Below are 21,487 nucleotides of genomic sequence, written 5' to 3' on the forward strand. Positions count from 1 at the left end.
TCAGCCCCGCCATGCAATCTGTCGGTATCTACGAAGCCAAGACCCGTTTCTCCGCCCTGATCGAACTTGTCGAGCAGGGCGAGGAAGTGCGCATCACCCGCCACGGCAAGGAAGTGGTGCGCATGCTGCCGGTGCGCCGCCGCCCCGTGATCACCGACGAGCAGATCGCCCGCGAGCTGGAGCAGATGCAGGCGCTGCAGGCCACGGTGCGGCCAGCCCAGCCGGCCCAGTCTGCACAGGCGCCGGACTCCACCACCCGACTGCGCCACGCAGGCCGGAGCCAGGCATGACCTCCTTCGTGCTTGATGCCTCCGTCACCGCCGCCTGGCTGCTGCCCGATGCCGCCAGCGTGCACACCCAGCGCCTGTATACCCGCATCCGCCGCCATGAAGTGGACCCGCAGGCGCCCAACCTCTGGCAGTGGGAGTGCGGCAACCTGATCGCCTCGGGCGTGCACGGCGGCCGCATTCCGCACAGCTCGGTCGAAGGCCTGTGGGGCGTGCTCGAGGCCATCCGCCACCGCGTGGAGCTGCACGAGCTGGCGCCCGCCCAGCACAAGGCCGTGCTCGACGTGGCGCTGGACACCCGCCTGCCGGTCTATGACGCGGCCTACCTGTGGCTGGCGCAGTCGCTGCGCCTGCCGCTGGCCACCTTTGACGCGGCCCAGGCCGCCGCCGCGCGCAAGCGCGGGCTGGCGCTGCTGGCCCCTGAAGATTTCTGATCCCCTCCCATCACCTTTGCCTGAGATGACCATGCAACACGACAAGATCCTCATTCTTGACTTCGGCTCCCAAGTCACCCAGCTGATCGCCCGCCGCGTGCGCGAAGCCCATGTCTACTGCGAAGTCCACCCCTGCGACGTCAGCAGCGACTGGGTGCGCGAATTCGCCGCCGACGGCCGCTTGAAGGGCGTGATCCTGTCGGGCAGCCACGCCAGCGTCTACGAAGTGGACGACCGCGCCCCCGATGCCGTGTTCGAGCTGGGCATTCCCGTGCTGGGCATCTGCTACGGCATGCAGACCATGGCCACCCAGCTGGGCGGCAAGGTCGAAGGCTCGCACACCCGCGAATTCGGCTACGCCGAAGTGCGCGCCCATGGCCACACCGAACTGCTCAAGGGCATCGAGGACTTCGCCACGGCCGAAGGCCACGGCATGCTCAAGGTCTGGATGAGCCACGGCGACAAGGTCACCGAGCTGCCCCCGGGCTTCAAGGTCATGGCCTCCACGCCGTCCTGCCCCATCGCCGGCATGGCCGACGAGGCGCGCCGCTTCTACGCCGTCCAGTTCCACCCCGAAGTCACGCACACCGTGCAGGGCGCGGCCCTGCTCAACCGCTTCGTGCGCGAGATCTGTGCGGCCAACGCCGACTGGATCATGGGCGACTACATCGAGGAAGCCGTCGCCAAGATCCGCGAGCAGGTGGGTGACGAGGAAGTCATCCTCGGCCTGTCGGGCGGCGTGGATTCGTCCGTGGCCGCGGCCCTGATCCACCGCGCCATCCGCGACCAGCTGACCTGCGTCTTCGTGGACCACGGCCTGCTGCGCCTGAACGAAGGCGACATGGTCATGGAAATGTTCGAGGGCAAGCTGCACGCCAAGGTCATCCGCGTGGACGCCAGCGACCTGTTCCTGGGCAAGCTGGCCGGCGTCAGCGAACCCGAGGCCAAGCGCAAGATCATCGGCGGCCTGTTCGTGGACGTGTTCAAGGCCGAGGCCGCCAAGCTCAAGGCGGGCGACGGTGGCCACAAGGGCGCCACCTTCCTGGCCCAGGGCACCATCTACCCCGACGTCATCGAGTCGGGCGGAGCCAAGAGCAAGAAGGCCGTCACCATCAAGAGCCACCACAACGTCGGCGGCCTGCCCGAGCAGCTCGGCCTGAAGCTGCTCGAGCCCCTGCGCGACCTGTTCAAGGACGAAGTGCGCGAACTCGGCGTGGCCCTGGGCCTGCCGCGTGAAATGGTCTACCGCCACCCCTTCCCGGGCCCGGGCCTGGGCGTGCGCATCCTGGGTGAAGTCAAGAAGGAATACGCCGACCTGCTGCGCCGCGCCGACGCCATCTTCATCGAGGAACTGCGCAACTGGACCGACGAAGCCACCGGCAAGAACTGGTACGACCTCACCAGCCAGGCCTTCACCGTCTTCCTGCCCGTCAAGAGCGTGGGCGTCATGGGCGACGGCCGCACCTACGACTACGTCGTGGCCCTGCGCGCTGTGCAGACCAGCGACTTCATGACCGCCGACTGGGCCGAGCTGCCTTACGGCCTGCTCAAGAAGGTGTCTGGCCGAATCATCAATGAAGTGCGCGGCATCAACCGGGTGACCTACGACGTTTCGACCAAGCCGCCGGCGACGATCGAGTGGGAGTGAAAATACGTCCTTCGGGGACTATCGCAGGTTATCGAAAATTTACTGTAACGTGTTGATTTAAAATAAGATACGTCACGGAAGCTATCGGTAGCTATCGCCGGCCAGCAAAACAGGTTGGCGGTGGAACTGGCGGTAAGAACCGAGGGCCGGATTAAGACCGTCCCGTTCACTATTCAGACCAAAGCTGTCTTTGACGGTAAAGGTCTCCTCGGGAAAGCTTGTTTCATGCGGCTTTCCCGGCATCAGCAGCTCTCCTGACCCCTGACGGTAAAAGCCGTCACGAAACAGGAGGAAAACCTCGATGCTTACCGACACCGCACTGCGCAATTTGAAGCCTAAGTCATTGACTTATAAGGCTTCCGATCGGGATGGGATGTACGTGACGGTATCACCCACTGGTACCGTCACCTTCCGCTACGATTACCGTCTCAACGGCCGCCGTTAGACTCTGACCATTGGCCGCTATGGGCCGGCGGGCATTTCGCTGGCGATGGCCCGCGAGAAGCTGATCGACGCCAAGAAGGCCGTCGCGCAGGGCAAGTCCCCCGCGCTGGAGAAGCAGCGTGAGAAGCGTCGGTTGACCGCTGCCAAGACATTTGGCGACGTGACCGAGAAGTGGCTGGCCGGAGCTCGAATGGCCGACAGCACCAAGGCGATGCGCAAGAGCATCGTCGATCGGGACATCCTGCCGGCCTTTCAGAACCGGCAGCTCAACGAAATCACCGCTGATGACCTGCGCGCCCTCTGCAACAAGGTGAAGGCACGCGGGGCGCCCGCCACGGCGGTGCACGTCCGCGCCATCGTGAAGCAGGTCTATGCCTTCGCCATCCTGCACGGTGAGAAGGTGGACAACCCGGCAGAGGATGTGGGCGCAGCGTCGATCGCGACCTTCGTGCCGAAGGATCGCGCCCTGTCGCCGTTGGAGATCCGGTTGATGGTGCGGCAGATGGAGTCGGTGGCGACCTATCCGACCATCCGGCTGGCGCTGCGCATGATCCTGCTGACCCTGGTACGCAAGAGCGAGCTGATCCAGGCCACCTGGGATGAGGTCGATTTCGAGCATGCGACCTGGACGATCCCGAAGCAGCGCATGAAGGGGCGCAACCCGCACGTGGTCTATCTGTCGCGCTAGGCGCTGGACATCTTCGTGGCGCTGCACACTTGCGCAGCAGGTTCCAAGTTCGTGCTGCCGTCACGGTATGACTCCAACCGCTGCATGTCGAACGCGACCTTGAACCGGGTCACGCAGATCGTCGCGGAGCGCGCGAAGGCTGCGGGCCTGCCGTTGGAGCCGTTCACCGTCCACGATCTGCGCCGCACTGGCTCGACGCTGCTGAACGAAATCGGCTTCAACCGGGATTGGATCGAGAAGTGTCTGGCGCACGAGGATGGGCGTTCCTCACGCTCGATCTACAACAAGGCCGAGTACGCCGAACAGCGGCGGCACATGCTGCAGGAGTGGGCCAACTTGGTCGACGCCTGGATCGACGGGCAGACCTACGTGCCGAAGCTGATGCCGGAGAACGTGGTAGTGCCGACGTTGAGCGCGACAGCCTGAAACGGTGCCAAGGTTGTCGCTTGACAACCTTGATGATTATCCCCATACTGGAGACCACTGATGGCTCGTTCCCCTCATCCGAAGAAAGAGGTCGAGGAAGCTCTCAGGCACGCCGAAGGGCAGGGCTGGCGCGTCGAAGTCGGCGGCAGTCATGCCTGGGGGCGAATTTACTGCCCATACAACGATGAGGAATGTCGCTGCGGCGAGTTCTGCATCACCAGTGTCTGGAGCACGCCGAAGAACCCCGGCAACCACGCCCGCGCCTTGTGGCGCGTCGTGGACAACTGCACCACGCACCGCCAGCAGCGCGAGGCTGACGACGGTGCCCAGGAGTAGCGCGATGGAATATACGTTCACCTTGAAATATCAGCTTGCGGACGAGGACCGCGACGCCGATGCGCTGGTCGAGCGCTTGGGCGAAGCCGGTTGCGACGATGCCCTGGTCGGCATCGGGCAGCCGGGGCGCCTGGTGCTGGAGTTCACCCGTGAAGCCGTTGATGCGGACGAGGCGGTACGCAGTGCGCTGACCGACGTGCGCCGCGCCGTGCCTTCGGCCCGGCTGATCGAGGTGGCGCCGGATCTGGTGGGGCTGACCGACGTGGCTGACATCGTGGGTGTGTCGCGCCAGAACATGCGCAAGCTGATGCTGGCCCATCCGAGTAGCTTTCCGGCGCCCGTGCATGAGGGGAGTGCGTCGATCTGGCACCTAGCGGACGTGCTGGCCTGGTTGCAGGCCAAGGGCAGCTACGCGCTGGCCAAGGATGTTTTTGACGTGGCGCGGGTGGCCTTGCTGGTCAACGTGGCGAAAGAGGGGCGGCGGCTGCCGCGCTCGGCATCCAAGGAGTTGGAAGCCTTGGTTGGATAAGCGGCGCTGTCCGGCCCTATACAGCACTCGAACCCGCCCGAACAGGGCGGTTTTTCAGTGCAGGACGTTCGCTTTTAATGCGCCGTCGTGAGAGGGCGCTTGCGCTGCTCGATCTGCGCTACTTCGGCGGGGAGCAACCTGCCGTAGTCCTTGCCAGCGAGGCGTTAGATCTTGTCGGTTTATGGAAACTGCACTTTGAGCACTATGAGTGATCAAAATGCATGAAAAATGAACTGCCTGCTGGCGCTCGCGAGAGTGTTTAAGCCGCAGCAGTTGAGGATGCACGCAATGCAGCGCTCGCTACAGCATTTATCGTCGGATCCCAGGAGCGGTCGCACGGGAGGCTAAGGTCGGGCTACTCGAGCCAATCCTGAAGGCGTCATCGTGAAGACCTGCAAGGGCTCGAATGCGGCGAACACCTCCGCAAGCTCAATGCGCGTCACGCCGATCGCATTCAATATCTCTCCATCAGGCAGACCTGGGATCTGTAGCTCCTTCTTCGCTTCCACATAGTGGATGTTGTGGACAAAGATGCCGATCACTTCTGCGCTGCGGACGCGCCACTCGTTGTATGGGCCTGCGACTTGAAAAGTTTCCTCAAGGGTGTCCATGCTTAGCGGCTTCCCTCCGGAATGATCGGTACCGTCCGGCGCTGAGAAGGAGCCCGCGTCGGTGTTAGAAACGGATAGAACGGAGGCAGCAGTTGGCCTGAACACTACGCCAACGCTGCCGCAGGGCTGCATGGTGTGTCCGGGCCACAGGACCGAACATGATAGAGGCCATTTGTCCTTGTTGTTGATGGCCTGTTGCAGGTCATCGGGAAATACTCCACCTTCGCGCATGTTCGCAGGTGCGAAAAGTGAACAACGACAGCCTTGTACTTCTCAAGCGTTGCGGTCAGAACGGCGTCGGTCATCGGGTGCGTGTGATCCTGTTGCATTGTTCAACCTCTCTTCTTGTGGTTCCGACAAGTCAGCGCCATCGGGCAATATGGGACTATGCATTCTGCTCAAACGTGAGAGTGAACGGATGACCCAGGCTGCACCCTCCAAAAAAGGAAAGAAAAATGTCTCACATCCCGGTGACTGACACGATCGCCCACGCACTCATGCAACTCGTAGACGATTCGAACAACAACGGCGTTTATCGAGAGCCTTCGCATGCCGACATCGAATTTCACGTCAATCAGTCGGGCCTTGCAGAGCACGACCCCAAGCAGCAGGGACAGCTAATTGGAAAGGCGAAGCGCGTTCGAGCTGTCCTCTACGCGGTTATGGACTCAAACCCGGTGGCAGCAAGCCGGTTCGCTTCAGGCTTGCTCGCGAAGGTGCGCGCATGCGGCGGATTCCGAGAGGCGTCCACCAACTATGTGGGTCGCGAAGCGATTGACAACGCAAAGGCAGCCTTCGACGCGGAAGGTTTTGTTTTGACCGACGACGGCACGCTTTCTCCCAAGGTGCTCTCCTCTTTGCACGGCATCGCGCTAACTGATGCGCTCGCCGCCTACGCCCGACGAGCACAAAAGGGCGCCGAGGATGCTGCCCTGATCACGGGCACCGGAAAAGACTTGATGGAGGCCACGGCCGCCCATGTCCTCGATACGCTGCAAGGAAGATATCCCAGCGGCGCCAACTTCCAGGCACTGCTCGGCATGGCTTTCGTAGCCCTCGACCTCGCCGTCCCCGAAATGCCCGAGCAGCCTGGCGAGCCGGCGGTCAAGTCGATGGAGCGAGGGCTCTTCCTTTCGGCCTTGGGTGTCAATCGGGTTCGCAACAAGCAGGGCTCTGGCCATGGCCGGCCGTGGCTGCCGACACTCGCTGATGAGGAAGCGAAGGCCGCCATCGAGGTCGTGGGCACGGTGTCTGCCTACTTGTTGTCGAAGCTCGCCAAGCGCGAGCGCCGCATTCGGCAGCCATGAAAATCTGCGCAAGTTGTGACGTATCAAGCAGGGCGCACATCAGATGACTGCATCATTGCTCTTGTCGCGCCCCGTCTTACCTTTTGCTCGACATCATGACGACTGAAGAGTTCTACTCCGCACCTCGCGGGACGTATGGGAATACCCTGCTGAACTGGAGCAAGCATGCGCCGAGCGATGTGGTTTCCTATGCGGTGAGTTACCGGAACGCAGCACATTGTTTGATCGCCGATTACGAGCGCAGGGGCGTCGGTGATATTGACTATGGTGCTTGTCCGGTCATCTTTCTCTTTCGCCACGCGATCGAGCTCTACCTGAAGGCGATGGTGTATCGCTTGGCCAAGCTCAGTGTCGATGACCAGGAGCTTCGGTGGGTATTGCCAAGGCTGTGGAGAGAGCATTCGCTCATGAAGCTGCTGAGCATGGCACAACCCGTCCTTACCGCCATGAGAGACAGGCTTCCTCTTGCCCTGCGAGTCATTGACGAGGATGAGCTGCAGTTCCTGTCCGATCTGGATCGCGTCGACCCTGGCTCGTATTCATTTCGGTATCCCGTGGCATCCACGGGCGGGGCCGCGCTGAAGGGGATACTCATGACGAACATCTTCGTGTTTGGCCAGATGGCGGACCGGACTTTGGACTCGCTCAATGCGATCTGCCGTCATCTCATCATCGAGGTACATGCCCTTGAACCCCAGATACGCCTCAATTTCGGATCCATGGATTCACCCAAAAGCCCTGACACATGACGGCATGCCAGACGATGTCGTGGAGGGAAGATGGTCATCTTACGGGGCGATATTGGCGGAGCCTGACGTCAGGGCCAGGGTGTGCGCTGGTGTTTGCTGATCGCGAAGCTTCCTTTTTTGCCTCGATCCAGCTCTCGACCTCTTCTAGGTCCCAGACGACACAGCGGGCGGTGAGCCTGAAGCGTCGCGGAAATTCGCCGCGCTGCTCCATCTCGTAGATTGTTGTTTCAGCCAGAGGGACGATCTGGCGCAGCTCGTGACGGCGGATGGTTCTGCGAAATGGCAAGGGTGGCTTCGAGAGGAACTGGGGTACTTCGTCATAACCCGTCGTGCTTGGGGCTGGGAGGGGTAAATGTCTGTCCGGGGATTGCGGCAAGGGTGTCGACATGGCGGTGACCGTAGGCGGATGCGTTGTCGCTCATGGTGGCTATCGCGAACGATTGGTACAACCTGCTGAGGCGCAGCCCGGAGTAGAGCGTGACCGATCGGATTCCAATGCGCGTATTCGCTTTGATGGCGATATTCGCTGCGCAGTGAATCTTTGCGGAATCCAGGCCTCCAGTGTTCCGACGGGGCCGGAGATTGCGCTTCCAACAGAACACCTCCAAACCGATCGGGTCCGTACGCTTAGGCTCTGGAGGCGGTCATTGGTCTTGTGACGGCTTGTGCTGCTCTAGCTCGATGAGGTTGGCATGGCAGCGGCCTCAACGATGAACTTGCTGCGCTCGTAGAGTTCGTCGAAGGTCATGATGTCGATGCCTGCGATGCTGTTGCGATACAGCTCGAAGGAGCGCATCTTGTCGGTGTTCACGCCATGCTCCGAGACGAATTCGCTCAGGGAGCCCGCGACGATGAAGGCGCGTGGCCTGAAGTTGAAGACGGATTCCCCGGTCGGATTGCCGTCCTTGTCGTTGGGCTGGATCAACCCGTACAGCCTCTGCATTGCAGCCGCGACAGTACCTTGAACTTGAGCCACAGCACCGGCCAGTTCGGAAGAGGGGGCCCAGCAGCCAGAACGATAGGCCGACGCATCCAGCAGTGGTGTGTTGTGCTTCTTGATCTCCACAAAGCACAGAGCGTTGATAATGCCGCGGGTCTTCATCAAGCCATCGGCACGCTTGCCATGGCTCAACAGATCGTGCCCCTGCACTACCTGTTCCAGCTTACGGTCGTCGAAGCCGGTGACGAAAAAATAGCTCAGGCCGTAGCCGAACACCCATTGGTTCTTCTCGAAGAACATCTGCCACAAGGCTTCATCGCCGTGGGCGTGCTTGGCCTGCTTCACCTGGTCGAAGTAACCAGCATCCTCCAGCAACCGCTGGAAGATGGCCAACTGCTTCTTGCGGTAGCCAAGCGTGACTACATCCTCTTTTGTCAGCTCCGCCTGAACGACTTCGGCAAATACCTCCTGGTTGTCATGCACGAGGTTCGCAGCTTGCTCTTTGGAAAGTACCAACCGGCGAAGCTCTGAGTCCGTGATGTTGACTTTCTGCGGGCCATTGAATTCCACGGCTGCGATATCTTGGAAGAAGCGCAGCAATGTGGGGATCTCATTGCCGATGAAGGAGAAGTGCGTGTTGTGCGGAACGCCCGTGGAGCCGTTGAAGGCCTGCAGCGTCACGACGCGTAGGTCTCTGTCGCTCTCCAGGAACTTCGCGATGATCTCCGTTCGGCCCTTCTGTGTGTGGCGTAGCACCACTTCCTGCTTGACCTTGGCGTAGTGCAAGCCCTCTGAGTCGATGACCTTGGAGGCAATGCGGAGCGGGCCCTCGGCTGTCGCTACCGCAGGGCTGATGTAGGTTTTGCCGGGAATTTTTTTCCGATGTATCTCCGCCTCGTCGTCCATTGGTGCCTCCTTCTTGTGTCCATAGTTTAGAGACATGGGCGACGCAGGCGCTCAAGAACCTGCTGGCAACTGCAGATGTGTTCGGTTGTCCGCTCGCGGCCGGGCTGTCGTCCGTGGAGCGCGGGCTGCTTTGATCCGGGTGTGTCCAGTTGTCCTGGGAGCCTCGGGAGGGGATGCGGCTTTAGCCTCCGCGTGGTCGATGGCGTAGTCGAGCAGATCGACGACCTGCTGAGGTCGCTCACGCCGACCATGGGCATGGAATGCCACGAGGTAGAAACACGCGGTCAGGATCAACGGCATCCACAGATAAATGTTGCTGTCGTTCTTCAGCAGTGTCGATGCAGCCATGGCCGAAGCCGTCAATGCAGGGAACAGGCCAAGCTTGCGCAAGTCCCCAGTGAGCAACCCGACCCTGCCGTCGAAGATATTCCAGCGGTGGCGGTACTGCAACTGCGCGTACTCCAGCGTGGCCTTGTCGTAACCGTGTAATTGGGTCAGGAAGTTTGCATCGGCCTGGATATCGAGCTTGATACGGGCAAGCAGTCCGGGAAAGCGTTGCTTGCGATGGCGCCAGAGCACATGGCCCGCATTGAAGGCGCTAGTCAGCAGATAGGCCAGGGCGCACAGTAGCACTACCACGTAGAGCGGCCAGATACTTGTGGCGACTGATTGCGAGGGCCATGCGCGCTGCACCCAGGCAGCGATCACCAGGAGGGCCATGGCGCCCAAGTAGCCGTAGAGCGTCGCACTCTCCAGGCGGCGCATTCGCGCAGAAGGCTGAAACGCGCCGTCTTCGCGTTGGACAAGTGTCATCTCCTCCAGCAGCGAGAACAGAGGGTCCAGGGACTCGGTTTTGAGCATCGTTCTATTGGGGTGAGGATGAAGGGCGCGGCAGGAGCGCCGCTCTCGCATGGGCGACATAGGCAAGCGGCCGGTTTGCTACGGCGGCTCGACTGCCATGAATGCTCGCCAAGGCCTGGTAGGCTGCACCTGAAAGGGACAGCGCGGCGCCCGCATAGGCCACCGGATTCCCCGGGTCCGTCGAATGCAGGGAGAGTCCTGACCCAAACAGCGGCGTGAGCGCTCCCAGCACGATCTTGCCGAAACTCGTTCGCATGACCGCTTCGATCTCGGTGATCTGCTGCTGGCAGTCTTGAAGAAAGGCTTCGTTGGCCTCGATGCGGTCTTCTGGGTCCGGAAGCACCGCCACGCGCGTGCAATGGGCCTCTACCTTTGCGCGCAGCGGCGGAAGCAGATGACCATGGCGCTGCTTGAACAGCAATAGTTGGTCGATATCCACTGGCTCAGCGGGCGTTGGCAACAGGGATCGGAGCACCACCTCCCGAGCCTTGTGCTTGTGCAAGACTTGACCGGCCATCTGGCGCGCGCGCGGGCGCAGCAGCGAAGCGAAGACCATCTTGTCTGTCACGGGAGCAGCATTGACTTCGGGTATCGCTCCCAGACACATCGCCAAATAGGACATGAACTGATTGGCGACCGCTTCTTCTACCTCATACCAGGCCCAGTGGACTTGTCTGGCGAGCCCCACTTCGACCAAGAAGTCGGGTATGCGACCGAGCTTTTCTGCATGAATGAGTACGATTTGGGCGGGGGGAGTGTCTCTCTTTGCAGAGGGATGTTTCTTCAAGTGGCGGTGTTCCACCAGATCGATAAAGCAGTCGTCAAACCTGGGTATGTCGCGCACGAATGGGCCGGGGCTCAGTGGCTCCACTAGGCCTTCACCAAGCAGTCTCCGCATGTGCTCGCTCATCTGGTCGGGGCGATGCATGTGATCGAGGGGAACAATGGACGACAGTCTGTCCCAATAGAGAAGCGCTCTGGTTGTCCACGCATCGCGCGGCAACTCTATATTGGGGGAATACAGCGCATTGCTTCTCATGCCGATGCCTCTCCTATGTGTTCTTGAAGGGGATAGCGTAATGCCTTGGAGATAAACTGGTCCTTTTAGCCATTTCACTTTGCTGCTATGAACCGCGCCGAACTCGTCGAAATCCTCGCCTCCAAGAACGACCTGTCCAAGACGGCTGCGAACGCTGTGCTCGACACGCTGATCGAAACCATCCAGACCACCGTGAAGAAGGGCGATGCGGTGCAACTGGTCGGTTTCGGCACGTTCAAGTCCGCCAAGCGCGCCGCACGCACCGGCAAGAACCCCGCCACGGGCGCGTCACTGAAGATCCCCGCAGCCACGGTGCCTAAGTTCGTGGCCGGTGCGAAGTTCAAGGCCGTGGTGGATCCCGAGGCCGCCAAGCGCAAGGCCGAGAAGGCCGGCAAGTAAACGCAGGGCCTCGCTGCAAACCGCCCGTGTGCATCGGCCTCGGGCGGTTTTTTGTTGGGGCCCGCTACGCTCCACACCATCCATAGATTGGATCGAAACGATGACAGCTTTCTCCGACGCATTCCGAGCCGAAGTCCTGCGCATGGCGCGCAAGGAGATCAAGGGCGAACTGGGCAGCCTGCGCAAGACTGTCATGGCGCAGCGCTCCGAGATCGCGGCGCTCAAGCAGGATGTGAAGGACCTGGTGTCGCAGGTGAAGGGGCTGCACAAGGCCGCAGCCCGTCAGGCGGCTCCGGCCACAGCGCAGGCTCAGGACGCCGAGGCTCCGATACGCCGGGGACGCCGATTCCAGTTCAAGGCCGAAGTGCTGGCTGCCAAGCGGGAGCAGTTGGGCCTCTCGCAGCAGTCCATGGGGGCGCTGCTGGAGTCCTCGACGCTTTCCGTGGCCCGGTGGGAGAGCGGGAAGGCGATGCCGCGAGCGGCGCAGATCGAGAAGATTCGGGCTGTGCTCAAGATGGGCAAGCGGCAGGCGCTCGTCAAGCTGCGAGACTGATCGCTTGCGCGTTGAGCGTTCCTCTTGGCACCCCGGGCATTGAGGAGCGCCTTGTCCCAGACGATGGCGCTCAATCGTCCGGATGGAAAAGCCGGCGGGCCCTAACCTCTCCCTGGTCGACGGTTGCCCGCAGCGCGGCTAGCTCCTCGGGGGAGGCGATCTCCTGTATCTTGGGTTTGCCGGGACGGATGTAGACCTTGGTCTTCGACCAGTTCTCCCAGTCATAGATGAAGATGCCCTCCAGGTAGCGTGCGATCTCGGCGTCGTAGAAGAGCAGGCTGGCGTCGCGGTTCAGCACGGTGCCGTCGTAGGACCAGTTGTGGCTCCCGAGCAGCACGCTGGTCGAGTCGACGATGATGCCCTTGGTGTGCGTGCGGTTGCGCCAGCGCACGCGGCCCATGTCGATGCCGTGGGTCTTCATGAACTCGATGTGGCGCGCCTCCACGCCGTTCTCGGCGCGCAGGATGATGCGCACGTCCAGTCCCTCCTGCTGCTTGCGAGCGATGGCCTCCAGCAGCGGGATGTAGGTCTGTTCGGCCCGTGGATCCAGCGATTCGTTGATGTACTGGTTCTGCAGGTAGATCCGCGACCTCGCACCCTCGATCAACGGGAGCACCACCTGAACGTAGTTGTCGGGCGTGAGCACCGGCTGCACATCCACTTCGCGGTCGATCTCCAGGGGGGTGAAGGTCCTGATCTCGGCAGCTGCCTCGCGTGGATCGGGCTCCAGCGGCGGCAGGAGTTCGTAGGCCTGCTCAGCGCCCTTGGGCACGAAGCCGCTCGACTGCTCGAAGTCGTACTGGAGGTAGGACTCGAAGATGCCGGCGAGCGTTGGGTTGTCGATCACGACGTGCCACTCGCGGTTGTAGTTCGTGAGGAGCGCCTTGGCGCCAGCCTGGTCGGCGGGCGGCGCATCGGGCGGCTGGTTGGAGCTCTGCCAATTGCCGCTCGAAAGCCAGAACGCCCGGGAGTCGCGGACAGCCACCTTGATGTGGAAGGCCGAGGCCCAGAGCGAACCGCTCTGGCCGACGTTGGCCCATTGCATCTCGAAGTTGTTGCCTAGGGCACCTTTGAGGGTTCTCACGGTCTCAGCGTCGTCCGTGTCTCCAGCCTTGGTGCCCGTCCCCACCGAGGAACCGTACTGAATCACCAGTTCCAGCTTGGCGCTCTTTGCTTCGAGCCGGGTCGCAATCGCGTCGACGATGTGCGGCGCGCCGAAGTCATACATCCCCACCGTGAGCTTCGTGTTCGTCTGCTGCAGGAAGGCGTCGAGCACGGGCCAGCCCTGCTCGGGGCTCACGTGCACCAGGACCTTCATGCGCTCCCTCACCCGGGGCAGCGAGAGGTTCGGTGGCTTCTGGTAGACGGGGTTTGCCGTGCGCTCCGTGAACACGGCGCCGCCGTCCAGGCGGCTCAGTTCGTAGAGTTCCTCGGCGCTGGCCTGGCGCACATCCACGGGGAAGCCCTCGAAGGTCGCCGGCAGCTTGGGTATGCCTTGTTCGCCCAGCGTGGCGGTGGTCTTCTTCTCCTCGACGATTGCGACGATCGCGGCCTGATCGGTGATCCAGCCGTCGGTGAACTGCCATCCGGCACGGATGCGGAGCAGGCCTGGGATCGTCCGGAATGCGTCGCGCGCACGGCCGACGGCGCGCATCAGCTCAGGCGATGTCTTCGGTGTCACGGGGGCGGGCGGTGAGGGCAGGGCGGGGGGCTCGGCCGATATGGCAGCGCCGCCTGACGGGACGGCTTGGCCGGACAGCCCGCCGAGGCGCACGCTCACGGACAGCGGAATGGTCCAGGTCGCCACGTCGCCCTCGATCGCGGGCTGGCGCGCGGCGCTCGCAACGTCACCGGCCACCTGCCGTGACGGACCTGCCGCTTCCAGTTGGGGGATGGCGCGCGACAGGTCGAATGCCTGGGCAAGCTGAGCCTGCTCTTCGCTGGTTCTGGCGAGCCCCTTGGCGCGCTCGACGAGAACCGACACGCGCACGCCCTCGTTGGACTTCCAATGCACGCGGGCTTCGCCCTGGTCGCTGGTCCATGGCTGGCCATCGCGGTTGAGAATGCGGCCCTGCGCGTCGCGCTCCGGGACACCCGAGTGGTGCAGCGCGACCATCTCGAACTGGTCGTTGAAGACCGGTGCGCCCGAAGATCCCGGCGCGGTGTCGGCCACATACTGTAGGTAGTTCGTGAGCACGTCCACGATGCGGTTCTCGCGCAGCGCGAACATCTTGGGCCCGCCGTTGGGGTGCTGGATCACGTTCACGAACTCGCCGTTGATGGCCTTGCCTTCCTGCGGGTTGAGGCAGATATAGCCCAGGTCGGCGCCAGGCTGTCCGCGAGTGTCCGCTGGCGAAACCGCCACGAAGGTGAAATCCAGCGCCTCGTCGGTGATGAAGAGCTTTTGCGGCACGAGGCGGAAGACGCGCTCCTCGGACGGCAAGGTCGTGTTCGTCTCGAAGCCGAAGGTCACTTCGCTTTGGACCGCATCTGCGGCCCGCTCGAGCACATGGTGGTTCGTCAGAAGAATGCCGGGGCCGACGAGCATGCCCGTGCCGTAGCCGAGCAGGGCACCGCTTGCGCCACGCACGGTGATGCGGCCCACGCAGCGGGAGGCCGCGAGCGCCAGCTGAAGGAACTGGGGTGTGACGAGGTCGTCGCGGCCGATGGCCCGTTCCTGCGCTAGTTGCGCGACCAGGGTTTCGGTGTCTGCGTGATCTGGAGAGGGCGCGAGTTCCCTGAGCATGGTTGCAGGAGCAACCATGGCACCTTCGGTGGTGCGCACGTGGGCGAGGCGCTTGGCCACCCGCTCGGGATCGTCTGCGGCCCAGATGTTGCCTTTGTTGGCTTCTTTCAGGCGCTTTTCGCGGATGCCGACGCGCTCTTCGTAGCGCGCTTCGGTCGCGGATGCCAGAACCATGACTCGATCAGAGATGTTCACGATCGCCTCCTCTTTCCTGCGAATTCATTATCGGAGGGCTTGTGACAGTGGTATTGCTTACCCCCTGATTTCGCTCGCCTTTGAATCGAGGAACGGCAGCCAACAAGTGGATTTCATCTTGAATCTGGGGCCGAAACGTTCGTCCAAGCTTGTATAGAGGTTCGGTGTCGGCCCGAATCCTGCTTGCTGAACCGGCCACGCTCGCTGCCAATGTGCTAACACGCCTCAGCTGCCGGACCATCCCGCACAATAATCAAATCAACGATTCGAGTCATTGAGATCAATCGACAACAACATCTTGGCTATCAGACGAGGAGCATTGATGGGTAAGAAGACTTCCCAGAGTGAGCACGCAGTCATGCAGCACGCTTCAGATATTGACTATGACGTTCCGCTGAAATCCGACTCTGCCCTTCAGCGGGACAAGTTGTCGCGCAAAGGATATGCAGGGATTGCTGCGGCGGCCCTGCGTAAGGTGCCTTCGTCTGCGGGCTTGGTTGTCTCCATTGAAGGAGCCTGGGGAAGTGGGAAAACTTCCGCGCTGGCAATGATCGAGGCACTGCTGTTAGAGGACGAGGAATTGGCTTCACCGTTGATCGTCCACTTCAATCCGTGGCTTGTCGGCGACAAGGATGCGTTGCTACGCCATTTCCTCTCCAGAATCGCCAGCGCTGTCAGATTGAATGATCACAGCCGTGATGGCAAGAAGGTTGCGAAGGAGATCAAGGCCTACGCCAAAGTTTTCGACCTGGTCAAACTGATCCCGGGTGCGGAACCCTGGGCTTCCATGATCAAGTCTGTCGTCGAGGCAGCTGGCGAGGCAACTGGCGCTGTCTCCGAGTACAAAACCCCAGATATCGAGGCTTACAAGCTGCGAGTGGAGGAGGCGCTTCGGAAATTCGATCGCCCGATCATCGTCTTCATCGATGACATAGACCGACTGTTCCCGCTGGAAGTGTTCGAGATGGTCCGAATCATCAAAGCTGTGGGCGGATTGCCTCGTCTAGGCTACGTGGTCGCATGGGATTCGGTGTATGTCAGCGGCGCCCTTGAGAGGTTGGGCGTTCCTCAGGCCGCGAGCTATCTGGACAAGATCGTCCAAGTGAGAATGCCGCTTCCGAGTCTTTCATTGGTCGCGCGAAGAAAGCTGATCGAGGACGCTCTGGACGGACTCGATCCGGAAGCACTGCGCCAGCGCTTTCGCAATCAAGACGATCGACTGGGATCCCTGTACCACTCGGGCTTGCGTGATCTCCTGGAGCAGCCACGGGACGTTGCACGTGTATTCAACGCAGTGCGGATGATGGAGCCATTGCTGCGAGACGAGATCGTCTTTGCTGACATTCTTGGACTGGCGGCTCTCTCTGTAAAGGCCCCGGCCGTGTTCGACCTGCTCCGGAAGAAGCCCCGTCTCTTCGTGGGCGCGTTGCCTGATGACGTCACTATCTTGAAGAAGCCAGAAGAGGTGATCAAAGAGGGGGCGGAAGAGCGGCAGATGGCCTTTGAAATCTCAGGGGCGGCGAGCGCCGCAAAAAGGGTGGTGCATTTTCTCTTCCCCGGAGTAGCCAGTGCTGATGACAGCTTCTCGCTCGGGAAGGGCACTTATGTAGAGGGCAACATTTCTCATCCTGCAAAGTTGGCCATCGCGCTGCAGCTCAGCGTGACGGACGGAGATGTCAGCATCAAAGCTGCCCGGCAGTATCTTCAGGACCCTGCTCAGCGGGAGTCGGTGGTGGCAGGGCTTGCAAGTGAGAACTGTGATGAGTTTATCGATCTGCTTGGAGAGGTTGGCGAATCGCTGCGGGGAGAAGGGATCACTGATCTCGATGAGCTCTGTGTGTCAATTGCGAGGTTGGTGGAGAAGCCGTTGTTCGTAGACCGCGCCACGTCAAACAGACGTGCACTCCGACTTCGGATTGAAGACATGGCGTTGCGTGCCGTGAGTCTGCTGGCTGGGGCGACGGATAAGGAGCGTATTCCGGCAATCTCGAAATTGATTGCTACGGATTCGGTAGCGATCTCATGCGCTGCAGAGGTCGTGACTCGGAGCTATGTAGCGGGCCGAGATCGATACTCCGATGGCATTGAACTGCTAGCGAAAGACAGAGGCAAAGTCCTTCGGACCTTTTCTGAGAACGTCCTGGAAGCGGCAAGACTTGAGAAGCTGTTGAAGATGAATCACGCAGGATTCATCTTGTGGACGATGGCAAGGGTCGCTCCCCAAGAGTGTCCCGCGCTCTTCGGTGTTCTCAGAGCATCGGATTCCACCTTGGACCAGTTTGCTCTGTACTACCTTGGGGGAGGTTGGGACTCGTCGAAGGGGAACTCATACAGCCTGCCTCGGGACGTATCCTTGCACGAGGTGTATTGTCCTCTGGCTGACTTCAAGTCTCATGCGACTGCGCGGCTCCAGGATGCAAGTCTCCAATATCCCGAACGTGCTGCTTGGCGTTCTGTCGTTGAAGGTACCCGCTTGTATGGGATCGACGGTACTGAAGCCAGGCACTAGTTGACTTATGGCTAGAGAGGCAGTCAAGCCGAGGAGGAATCACTTAAATGATTGGATCGAGAACACGTCATTCGCTTGCGCAGTTCCTAGAAATACAGGAGCCTGCCGTCTCCATCGTGATGCTCAGCAAGTACGGGGTTCAGCACCTCGCGCTCTCGCGGGGGCACTTGTTGTTCGAACTGCTCAACATCGTGCGAGATCTGGACGATCGCACGTTGATGTTGGTCCTTGCCGAAATAGTGGCCACGCAGGGTGACCTGCAAATCAGAGTGAGCCCGAAATATCGATTCAAGGAACGCTGGCACGACCTGACACAGTGCATGCTGCTGGATGGTTATGCGGTGCAGAACGCTAAGCTGATACAAATCGACCCGTCGATCGAGGATGCCTCGCCTTTGGAGGACGATTTGGTCGTTGCGTTGCAGAATTCTGGTGTGCCTCGGGCAACCGAGATTGTTGCCAAGATCGCCGATTCGGCCCATGCCTTCCGCACGCTGCCGCCCGACTACAACGCTGCGCTTGTGAACGCGCGTGTCGCACTTGAAACGCTCGCCGCGGATGTCGCCGCTGATGTGGCTGCAGCTCTCGTGCCTGCGCCTGGCTATAACCCTGCCAAGTGGGGCGAGGTGCTGACCTTCTTGCGCAACAGTGGAGAAATTACGCAAGAAGAGGAGAGAGGCTTGGCCGGCGTCTTCGGGTTTCTCAGTCCTGGTGCCCACCGTCCGGTCGGGATTCCCGAAGACCAGATGACCAGGCTGGGTCGTTCCTTTGCCTTGAACATGTGCTGGTTCCTGCTCAAGAACCATCTCGGGCAGAAATAGCTTGCCGCGCTCGAGCGCGGGCAACGATTGGTTCCTCGCACTAGAGCGGCTGGACAAGCTGGCCGCCACCGAATTTTTCTATCTCACATCACCTATGGCAAAAACCTGCATCTTCGGCGGCGGCCCGGCTGGCTCGGGCGAACACACATTTCCTGCCGCATTTGGCGGACGGCGAACGAACAAGGGAATTTATTGCACCAAGCACAACAACGAATTTGGTCGGCATGTTGCGGCATTGTTGGAGAGCATGGACATCTTCAACGCGAAGCTGGGCGTGATCCCAGATCGCCACGACGAGGTTCGTCCAGCCCCTGCTGCTGCCCAAGACGGCGAACGGTTTCTCGTATCGAAGAGTTCAACCCACATCGCGCCTCCACTCAACCTCGATAAGACGCCTGAACTCGTGGGTAAAGGATCTCAGCAGCGTTTTGCCAATATGGAGCAAGCCCAACAATGGGCGGCGCAGCAGGAGAGGGCCGGATACAAGGTTACGCTCGGCAAACCCAGCGAAGTGAAAACGCAGTTCGTGGCGCGCCCGTTGAGCGCAGTGCGGATGTTCGGTGGTGAATCCTTCATGCGTGGTGTCGTGTACTTGGCTGTGACCTTTCTTGCCCACGCATTTCCTGAACTGGCCCGCTCGCAGTCGCTTGCAGCAGCGCGCGACTTGATCGAGAACGACGGGCCTGTGGGGGACCGCGTTTGGTGGGAGCCACCCGAGGTGGCCGCGCAGCGCTCGAAGAATCCATTCGACATAGGGCATTCAGTGGTGATTGCACCAGACAAGGAAGGACGGCGGGTGGTCGCGCTGATTTCGTTCTATGACGCACTCCACCTGGGAGTCAACTTGGGTGAACTCACTGGCACGGATAGCCTAGCTGAGCGCTTCACGACGCATATTGATCCGATGGCCCGACGTCCTCCTAATGACATTGTGGAGTCGTGGGAGCCTGGGCTGTTCCTGTCGCTCAGTACGAGGGAGGTGGCCAAGGAATACATCCGTTTGCTTGCTACTGGTCAAGTTCCCAATCCCTTGGGACCAATTTTGAAAGCGGCCGACGAGACAGAGCGAAAAGATGCTGCGATGGCGCTGCTGCCGCAACTGCTGGCTGTGCCGAGTTTGGCTGGGTACGAGCGTGACAGACGTCTCGATGAGATTCTGGCGACACAACAGCAGCGCGTTCTCAATTTGATGGTCGAATTCGTGACGGGCTTGCAGCAGGAGAAGAGCTTCCCCGAGCCGGTTCATACGATCTTCGGCGCTTTCATTGCGGTGGACGAGAATGCTCCACGGGGGATCAGTTTCCTCAGTGAAGCCGCACTGGGCTATGCGACTCATTCACTGCGCGCGAGGATTGAGGAGCACCTGGCGAGCGGGACTCTCGACGTTCCAGCCCTAGCTGAACTCCTCGGGGGAGCGGAAGGCTTCAGGATCGTTGCGGGTGCTCTGAACGAACTCTTTCAGCAGACGTTGCCGAGGGAGTTGTCGTAGAAAGTCCGCTCAGTGGAAATCCCGGCCTCCGCTCGCAACGTCCGAGAGCCGCGCTAGTAGGCGGCGTCAAATCTTCCAGCCCGCTCGCCACCAAATTGCGGATGTCGCCTTCGCGCTGCCAGCAGCCATGCGCCAGCAGCAACTTGAAGTGCAGTAAAACTCATTGCGCAGGTACTCGCTGACCTTGTTGTGCTGCGCATCGAACCCGTTGTCGGGGTTCACCCCCATGCGGGCGTCTATCTCACCGACGCCTTCGGCCCGGTTCGTAGACCCGGGCCTGCGCGCTGCGCTTGCCAATACCGGGTGTAGTTGGGGGCGGCTGCTGTTCCCTTCATGGTGCCACGGCGTGCTCGCCTGACCTGCTCCCCATAGGGCGTACCAGTCGAAGGTTAGTAGAGTCCGTTTTCAGAGGAAGAACGGACATGAAGAAGAGCAGATTCACCGACGAACAGATCATCGGTTTTCTCAAGCAGGCCGAGGGCGGCATGCCGGTCAAGGAACTGTGTCGCCTGGGCGGTTTCAGCGATGCGACCTTCTATAAGTGGCGCGCCAAGTTCGGCGGCATGCAGGCCGGCGAGGCCACGCGGCTACGCGAGATCGAGAGCGAGAACGCCAGGCTCAAGAAGCTGCTGGCCGAGGCCCACCTGCACATCGAAGCGCTGAAGGTGGGCTTCGGGGTAAAGCGCTGACCCCGCAGGCCAGGCGCGAGGCCGCTGCCAGGATGGTTCAGGGACTGTCCATCAGCGAGCGCCGCGCCTGTCGCTATGCGGGGTTGTCCAGAACCAGCTACCGGGAGCCGCCCAGCATGAACGAGTCCACGGCCAGCCTAAGCATGCGCATCGTCGAGTTGGCGCACGAGCGCCGGCGCTTTGGCTACGGTGCATCCACGACCTGTTGAGCCTTGAAGGCCACCAGGTGAACCACAAACGCGTGTGGCGCCTGTACAAGCTGGCCAACCTGTCGGTGCGCAAGCGCCGCAAGGTCAAACGCCCCACTGGCGAGCGCCAGCCCCTGGCTGCCAGCCAGCACGTCAATGACATCTGGAGCGCAGACTTCGTGATGGACGCACTGACCAACGGCCGGCGCATCAAGTGCCTGACGGTGGTCGATGACTTCAGCCGCGAGTGTGTGGACATCGCGGTGGACCACGGCATGGGTGGCGAGTACGTCGTGCGCTTGCTGGACCAGGCAGCGCAGTTCCGCGGCTACCCGCTGGCCATCTGCACGGATCAGGGGCCAGAGTTCACCAGTCGGGCCTTCATGGCGTGGACAGCGGCATGCGGCGTTCGGCACCCGCTCAACGATGCCGGATGCCCCACCCAGAATGCCTACATCGAGAGCTTCAACGGCAAGTTCAGGGACGAGTGCTTGAACGAGCAATGGTTCGAGACGCTAGCGCAGGCCCGTCAGGAGATAACCCGCTGGCGGCGCGACTACAACGAGGTGCGGCCTCACAGTTCATTGGGCGTATCTCGCCGGCCAGCTTCGCTGCCTTGCATCGCCAGCGCGCTGGGGATGCAAGACAATCACTGGAGATCAAGTAGTCTCCACAACCTTGGACTCGCTAAGT

Annotated in this window: 20 protein-coding genes and 2 pseudogenes; 14 read left to right on the top strand and 8 right to left on the bottom strand. The window is 61.1% G+C overall.

All coding sequences use genetic code 11. The annotated features are described in order from the left end of the window. The first annotated feature begins 11 nt into the window (after positions 1-11). From JHD82_RS03000 to guaA, 3 genes are read left to right on the top strand one after another with little or no spacing between them, the layout of a single operon-like run. The gene (locus JHD82_RS03000; RefSeq protein ID WP_012204855.1) at positions 12-290 is read left to right on the top strand and encodes a type II toxin-antitoxin system Phd/YefM family antitoxin; all 279 of its coding nucleotides are present in this window, start codon (positions 12-14) and stop codon (positions 288-290) included. Continuing rightward, positions 287-721, top strand: a complete 435-nt coding sequence (locus JHD82_RS03005; RefSeq protein ID WP_012204856.1) for a type II toxin-antitoxin system VapC family toxin — start codon at positions 287-289, stop codon at positions 719-721. The genes JHD82_RS03000 and JHD82_RS03005 overlap by 4 nt, the downstream gene beginning before the upstream one ends. Before the next feature lie 31 nt (positions 722-752). Continuing rightward, positions 753-2,369 (top strand): glutamine-hydrolyzing GMP synthase, encoded by a 1,617-nt coding sequence (gene guaA / locus JHD82_RS03010; protein ID WP_199135362.1) that lies wholly within the window; start codon positions 753-755, stop codon positions 2,367-2,369. An 81-nt stretch (positions 2,370-2,450) separates the two neighbouring features. On the opposite strand, the gene JHD82_RS03015 is transcribed toward guaA, so the two are convergent. Further along, entirely contained in the window at positions 2,451-2,696 is a 246-nt protein-coding gene (locus JHD82_RS03015) for a hypothetical protein (protein WP_199135423.1), read from the bottom strand. On the opposite strand from JHD82_RS03015, the pseudogene JHD82_RS03020 reads away from it, so the two are divergent. From JHD82_RS03020 to JHD82_RS03030, 3 genes and pseudogenes are all read left to right on the top strand, one after another. Continuing rightward, positions 2,671-3,927: pseudogene (locus JHD82_RS03020) on the top strand (tyrosine-type recombinase/integrase). The gene JHD82_RS03015 and the pseudogene JHD82_RS03020 overlap by 26 nt on opposite strands. A 60-nt stretch (positions 3,928-3,987) precedes the next feature. After that, entirely contained in the window at positions 3,988-4,263 is a 276-nt protein-coding gene (locus tag JHD82_RS03025; RefSeq protein WP_199135363.1) for a hypothetical protein, read from the top strand. A 4-nt stretch (positions 4,264-4,267) separates the two neighbouring features. Continuing rightward, entirely contained in the window at positions 4,268-4,792 is a 525-nt protein-coding gene (locus JHD82_RS03030; protein WP_199135364.1) for an AlpA family transcriptional regulator, read from the top strand. Between the two features lie 344 nt (positions 4,793-5,136). Here the strand turns inward: JHD82_RS03030 and JHD82_RS03035 are convergent, their stop codons facing one another. Then, positions 5,137-5,403, bottom strand: coding sequence for a hypothetical protein (locus JHD82_RS03035; RefSeq protein ID WP_199135365.1), 267 nt, complete (start codon positions 5,401-5,403; stop codon positions 5,137-5,139). A gap of 455 nt (positions 5,404-5,858) precedes the next feature. Here JHD82_RS03035 and JHD82_RS03040 point away from each other — a divergent pair, with 455 nt between their 5' ends. Beyond that, positions 5,859-6,710 (top strand): abortive infection family protein, encoded by an 852-nt coding sequence (locus JHD82_RS03040; protein ID WP_199135366.1) that lies wholly within the window; start codon positions 5,859-5,861, stop codon positions 6,708-6,710. A gap of 95 nt (positions 6,711-6,805) precedes the next feature. Continuing rightward, positions 6,806-7,459, top strand: a complete 654-nt coding sequence (locus tag JHD82_RS03045) for a hypothetical protein (RefSeq protein WP_199135367.1) — start codon at positions 6,806-6,808, stop codon at positions 7,457-7,459. A 34-nt stretch (positions 7,460-7,493) separates the two neighbouring features. Here JHD82_RS03045 and JHD82_RS03050 read toward each other — a convergent pair whose 3' ends face one another. The 4 genes from JHD82_RS03050 to JHD82_RS03065 all read right to left on the bottom strand — a co-directional run bounded on the left by JHD82_RS03050 (position 7,494) and on the right by JHD82_RS03065 (position 11,205). Beyond that, positions 7,494-7,847 (bottom strand): AlpA family transcriptional regulator, encoded by a 354-nt coding sequence (locus JHD82_RS03050; protein ID WP_199135368.1) that lies wholly within the window; start codon positions 7,845-7,847, stop codon positions 7,494-7,496. A gap of 285 nt (positions 7,848-8,132) precedes the next feature. Continuing rightward, positions 8,133-9,305, bottom strand: a complete 1,173-nt coding sequence (locus tag JHD82_RS03055) for a Shedu immune nuclease family protein (protein ID WP_199135369.1) — start codon at positions 9,303-9,305, stop codon at positions 8,133-8,135. Positions 9,306-9,356: 51 nt separating this feature from the next. Continuing rightward, positions 9,357-10,166, bottom strand: a complete 810-nt coding sequence (locus JHD82_RS03060) for a hypothetical protein (protein WP_199135370.1) — start codon at positions 10,164-10,166, stop codon at positions 9,357-9,359. 4 nt (positions 10,167-10,170) lie between these two features. After that, positions 10,171-11,205 carry a hypothetical protein gene (locus JHD82_RS03065; protein ID WP_199135371.1) on the bottom strand — a complete coding sequence of 345 codons (1,035 nt, stop codon included), beginning with the start codon at positions 11,203-11,205 and terminating at the stop codon, positions 10,171-10,173. Between the two features lie 87 nt (positions 11,206-11,292). On the opposite strand from JHD82_RS03065, the gene JHD82_RS03070 reads away from it, so the two are divergent. Together JHD82_RS03070 and JHD82_RS03075 are read left to right on the top strand one after the other, a co-directional pair. Next, on the top strand, positions 11,293-11,604 hold the full coding sequence (locus JHD82_RS03070; RefSeq protein ID WP_199135372.1) for an HU family DNA-binding protein: 312 nt from the start codon (positions 11,293-11,295) through the stop codon (positions 11,602-11,604). A 100-nt stretch (positions 11,605-11,704) separates the two neighbouring features. Further along, entirely contained in the window at positions 11,705-12,157 is a 453-nt protein-coding gene (locus tag JHD82_RS03075; protein ID WP_199135373.1) for a DNA-binding transcriptional regulator, read from the top strand. Positions 12,158-12,227: 70 nt separating this feature from the next. Here JHD82_RS03075 and JHD82_RS03080 read toward each other — a convergent pair whose 3' ends face one another. Then, positions 12,228-15,098: a phospholipase D-like domain-containing protein gene (locus JHD82_RS03080; RefSeq protein ID WP_199135374.1), complete on the bottom strand. Its 2,871-nt coding sequence runs from the start codon at positions 15,096-15,098 to the stop codon at positions 12,228-12,230. Between the two features lie 322 nt (positions 15,099-15,420). On the opposite strand from JHD82_RS03080, the gene JHD82_RS03085 reads away from it, so the two are divergent. Genes JHD82_RS03085 through JHD82_RS03095 form a run of 3 tightly spaced genes read left to right on the top strand, consistent with a single transcriptional unit; the run spans position 15,421 to position 19,917 of the window. Continuing rightward, the gene (locus tag JHD82_RS03085) at positions 15,421-17,607 is read left to right on the top strand and encodes a P-loop NTPase fold protein (protein WP_199135375.1); all 2,187 of its coding nucleotides are present in this window, start codon (positions 15,421-15,423) and stop codon (positions 17,605-17,607) included. A gap of 47 nt (positions 17,608-17,654) precedes the next feature. Then, a complete protein-coding gene (locus JHD82_RS03090) occupies positions 17,655-18,428 on the top strand; it encodes a hypothetical protein (RefSeq protein ID WP_199135376.1) in 774 nt (257 codons plus the stop codon). Position 18,429: 1 nt separating this feature from the next. Continuing rightward, complete coding sequence (locus JHD82_RS03095; RefSeq protein ID WP_199135377.1) at positions 18,430-19,917, top strand: hypothetical protein; 1,488 nt, start codon at positions 18,430-18,432, stop codon at positions 19,915-19,917. Positions 19,918-19,983: 66 nt separating this feature from the next. On the opposite strand, the gene JHD82_RS03100 is transcribed toward JHD82_RS03095, so the two are convergent. Continuing rightward, a complete protein-coding gene (locus JHD82_RS03100; protein WP_199135378.1) occupies positions 19,984-20,145 on the bottom strand; it encodes a hypothetical protein in 162 nt (53 codons plus the stop codon). A gap of 194 nt (positions 20,146-20,339) precedes the next feature. Here JHD82_RS03100 and JHD82_RS03105 point away from each other — a divergent pair. Further along, a pseudogene (locus JHD82_RS03105) lies at positions 20,340-21,461 on the top strand (IS3 family transposase). The last annotated feature ends 26 nt before the right edge of the window (positions 21,462-21,487 follow it).

The sequence above is a fragment of the Delftia sp. ASV31 genome, assembly GCF_016428765.1.
GTDB lineage: Bacteria > Pseudomonadota > Gammaproteobacteria > Burkholderiales > Burkholderiaceae_C > Comamonas > Comamonas acidovorans.

What these genes read in the sequence shown, in the direction of transcription:
- JHD82_RS03050 (WP_199135368.1), bottom strand. Translation starts at nt 7,847, where the DNA reads ATGTCGACACCCTTGCCGCAATCCCCGGACAGACATTTACCCCTCCCA.
- JHD82_RS03025 (WP_199135363.1), top strand. Translation starts at nt 3,988, where the DNA reads ATGGCTCGTTCCCCTCATCCGAAGAAAGAGGTCGAGGAAGCTCTCAGG.
- JHD82_RS03065 (WP_199135371.1), bottom strand. Translation starts at nt 11,205, where the DNA reads ATGAGAAGCAATGCGCTGTATTCCCCCAATATAGAGTTGCCGCGCGAT.
- JHD82_RS03005 (WP_012204856.1), top strand. Translation starts at nt 287, where the DNA reads ATGACCTCCTTCGTGCTTGATGCCTCCGTCACCGCCGCCTGGCTGCTG.
- JHD82_RS03090 (WP_199135376.1), top strand. Translation starts at nt 17,655, where the DNA reads ATGATTGGATCGAGAACACGTCATTCGCTTGCGCAGTTCCTAGAAATA.
- guaA (WP_199135362.1), top strand. Translation starts at nt 753, where the DNA reads ATGCAACACGACAAGATCCTCATTCTTGACTTCGGCTCCCAAGTCACC.
- JHD82_RS03100 (WP_199135378.1), bottom strand. Translation starts at nt 20,145, where the DNA reads ATGGGGGTGAACCCCGACAACGGGTTCGATGCGCAGCACAACAAGGTC.
- JHD82_RS03085 (WP_199135375.1), top strand. Translation starts at nt 15,421, where the DNA reads ATGGGTAAGAAGACTTCCCAGAGTGAGCACGCAGTCATGCAGCACGCT.
- JHD82_RS03060 (WP_199135370.1), bottom strand. Translation starts at nt 10,166, where the DNA reads ATGCTCAAAACCGAGTCCCTGGACCCTCTGTTCTCGCTGCTGGAGGAG.
- JHD82_RS03030 (WP_199135364.1), top strand. Translation starts at nt 4,268, where the DNA reads ATGGAATATACGTTCACCTTGAAATATCAGCTTGCGGACGAGGACCGC.
- JHD82_RS03045 (WP_199135367.1), top strand. Translation starts at nt 6,806, where the DNA reads ATGACGACTGAAGAGTTCTACTCCGCACCTCGCGGGACGTATGGGAAT.
- JHD82_RS03055 (WP_199135369.1), bottom strand. Translation starts at nt 9,305, where the DNA reads ATGGACGACGAGGCGGAGATACATCGGAAAAAAATTCCCGGCAAAACC.
- JHD82_RS03040 (WP_199135366.1), top strand. Translation starts at nt 5,859, where the DNA reads ATGTCTCACATCCCGGTGACTGACACGATCGCCCACGCACTCATGCAA.
- JHD82_RS03000 (WP_012204855.1), top strand. Translation starts at nt 12, where the DNA reads ATGCAATCTGTCGGTATCTACGAAGCCAAGACCCGTTTCTCCGCCCTG.
- JHD82_RS03075 (WP_199135373.1), top strand. Translation starts at nt 11,705, where the DNA reads ATGACAGCTTTCTCCGACGCATTCCGAGCCGAAGTCCTGCGCATGGCG.
- JHD82_RS03035 (WP_199135365.1), bottom strand. Translation starts at nt 5,403, where the DNA reads ATGGACACCCTTGAGGAAACTTTTCAAGTCGCAGGCCCATACAACGAG.
- JHD82_RS03070 (WP_199135372.1), top strand. Translation starts at nt 11,293, where the DNA reads ATGAACCGCGCCGAACTCGTCGAAATCCTCGCCTCCAAGAACGACCTG.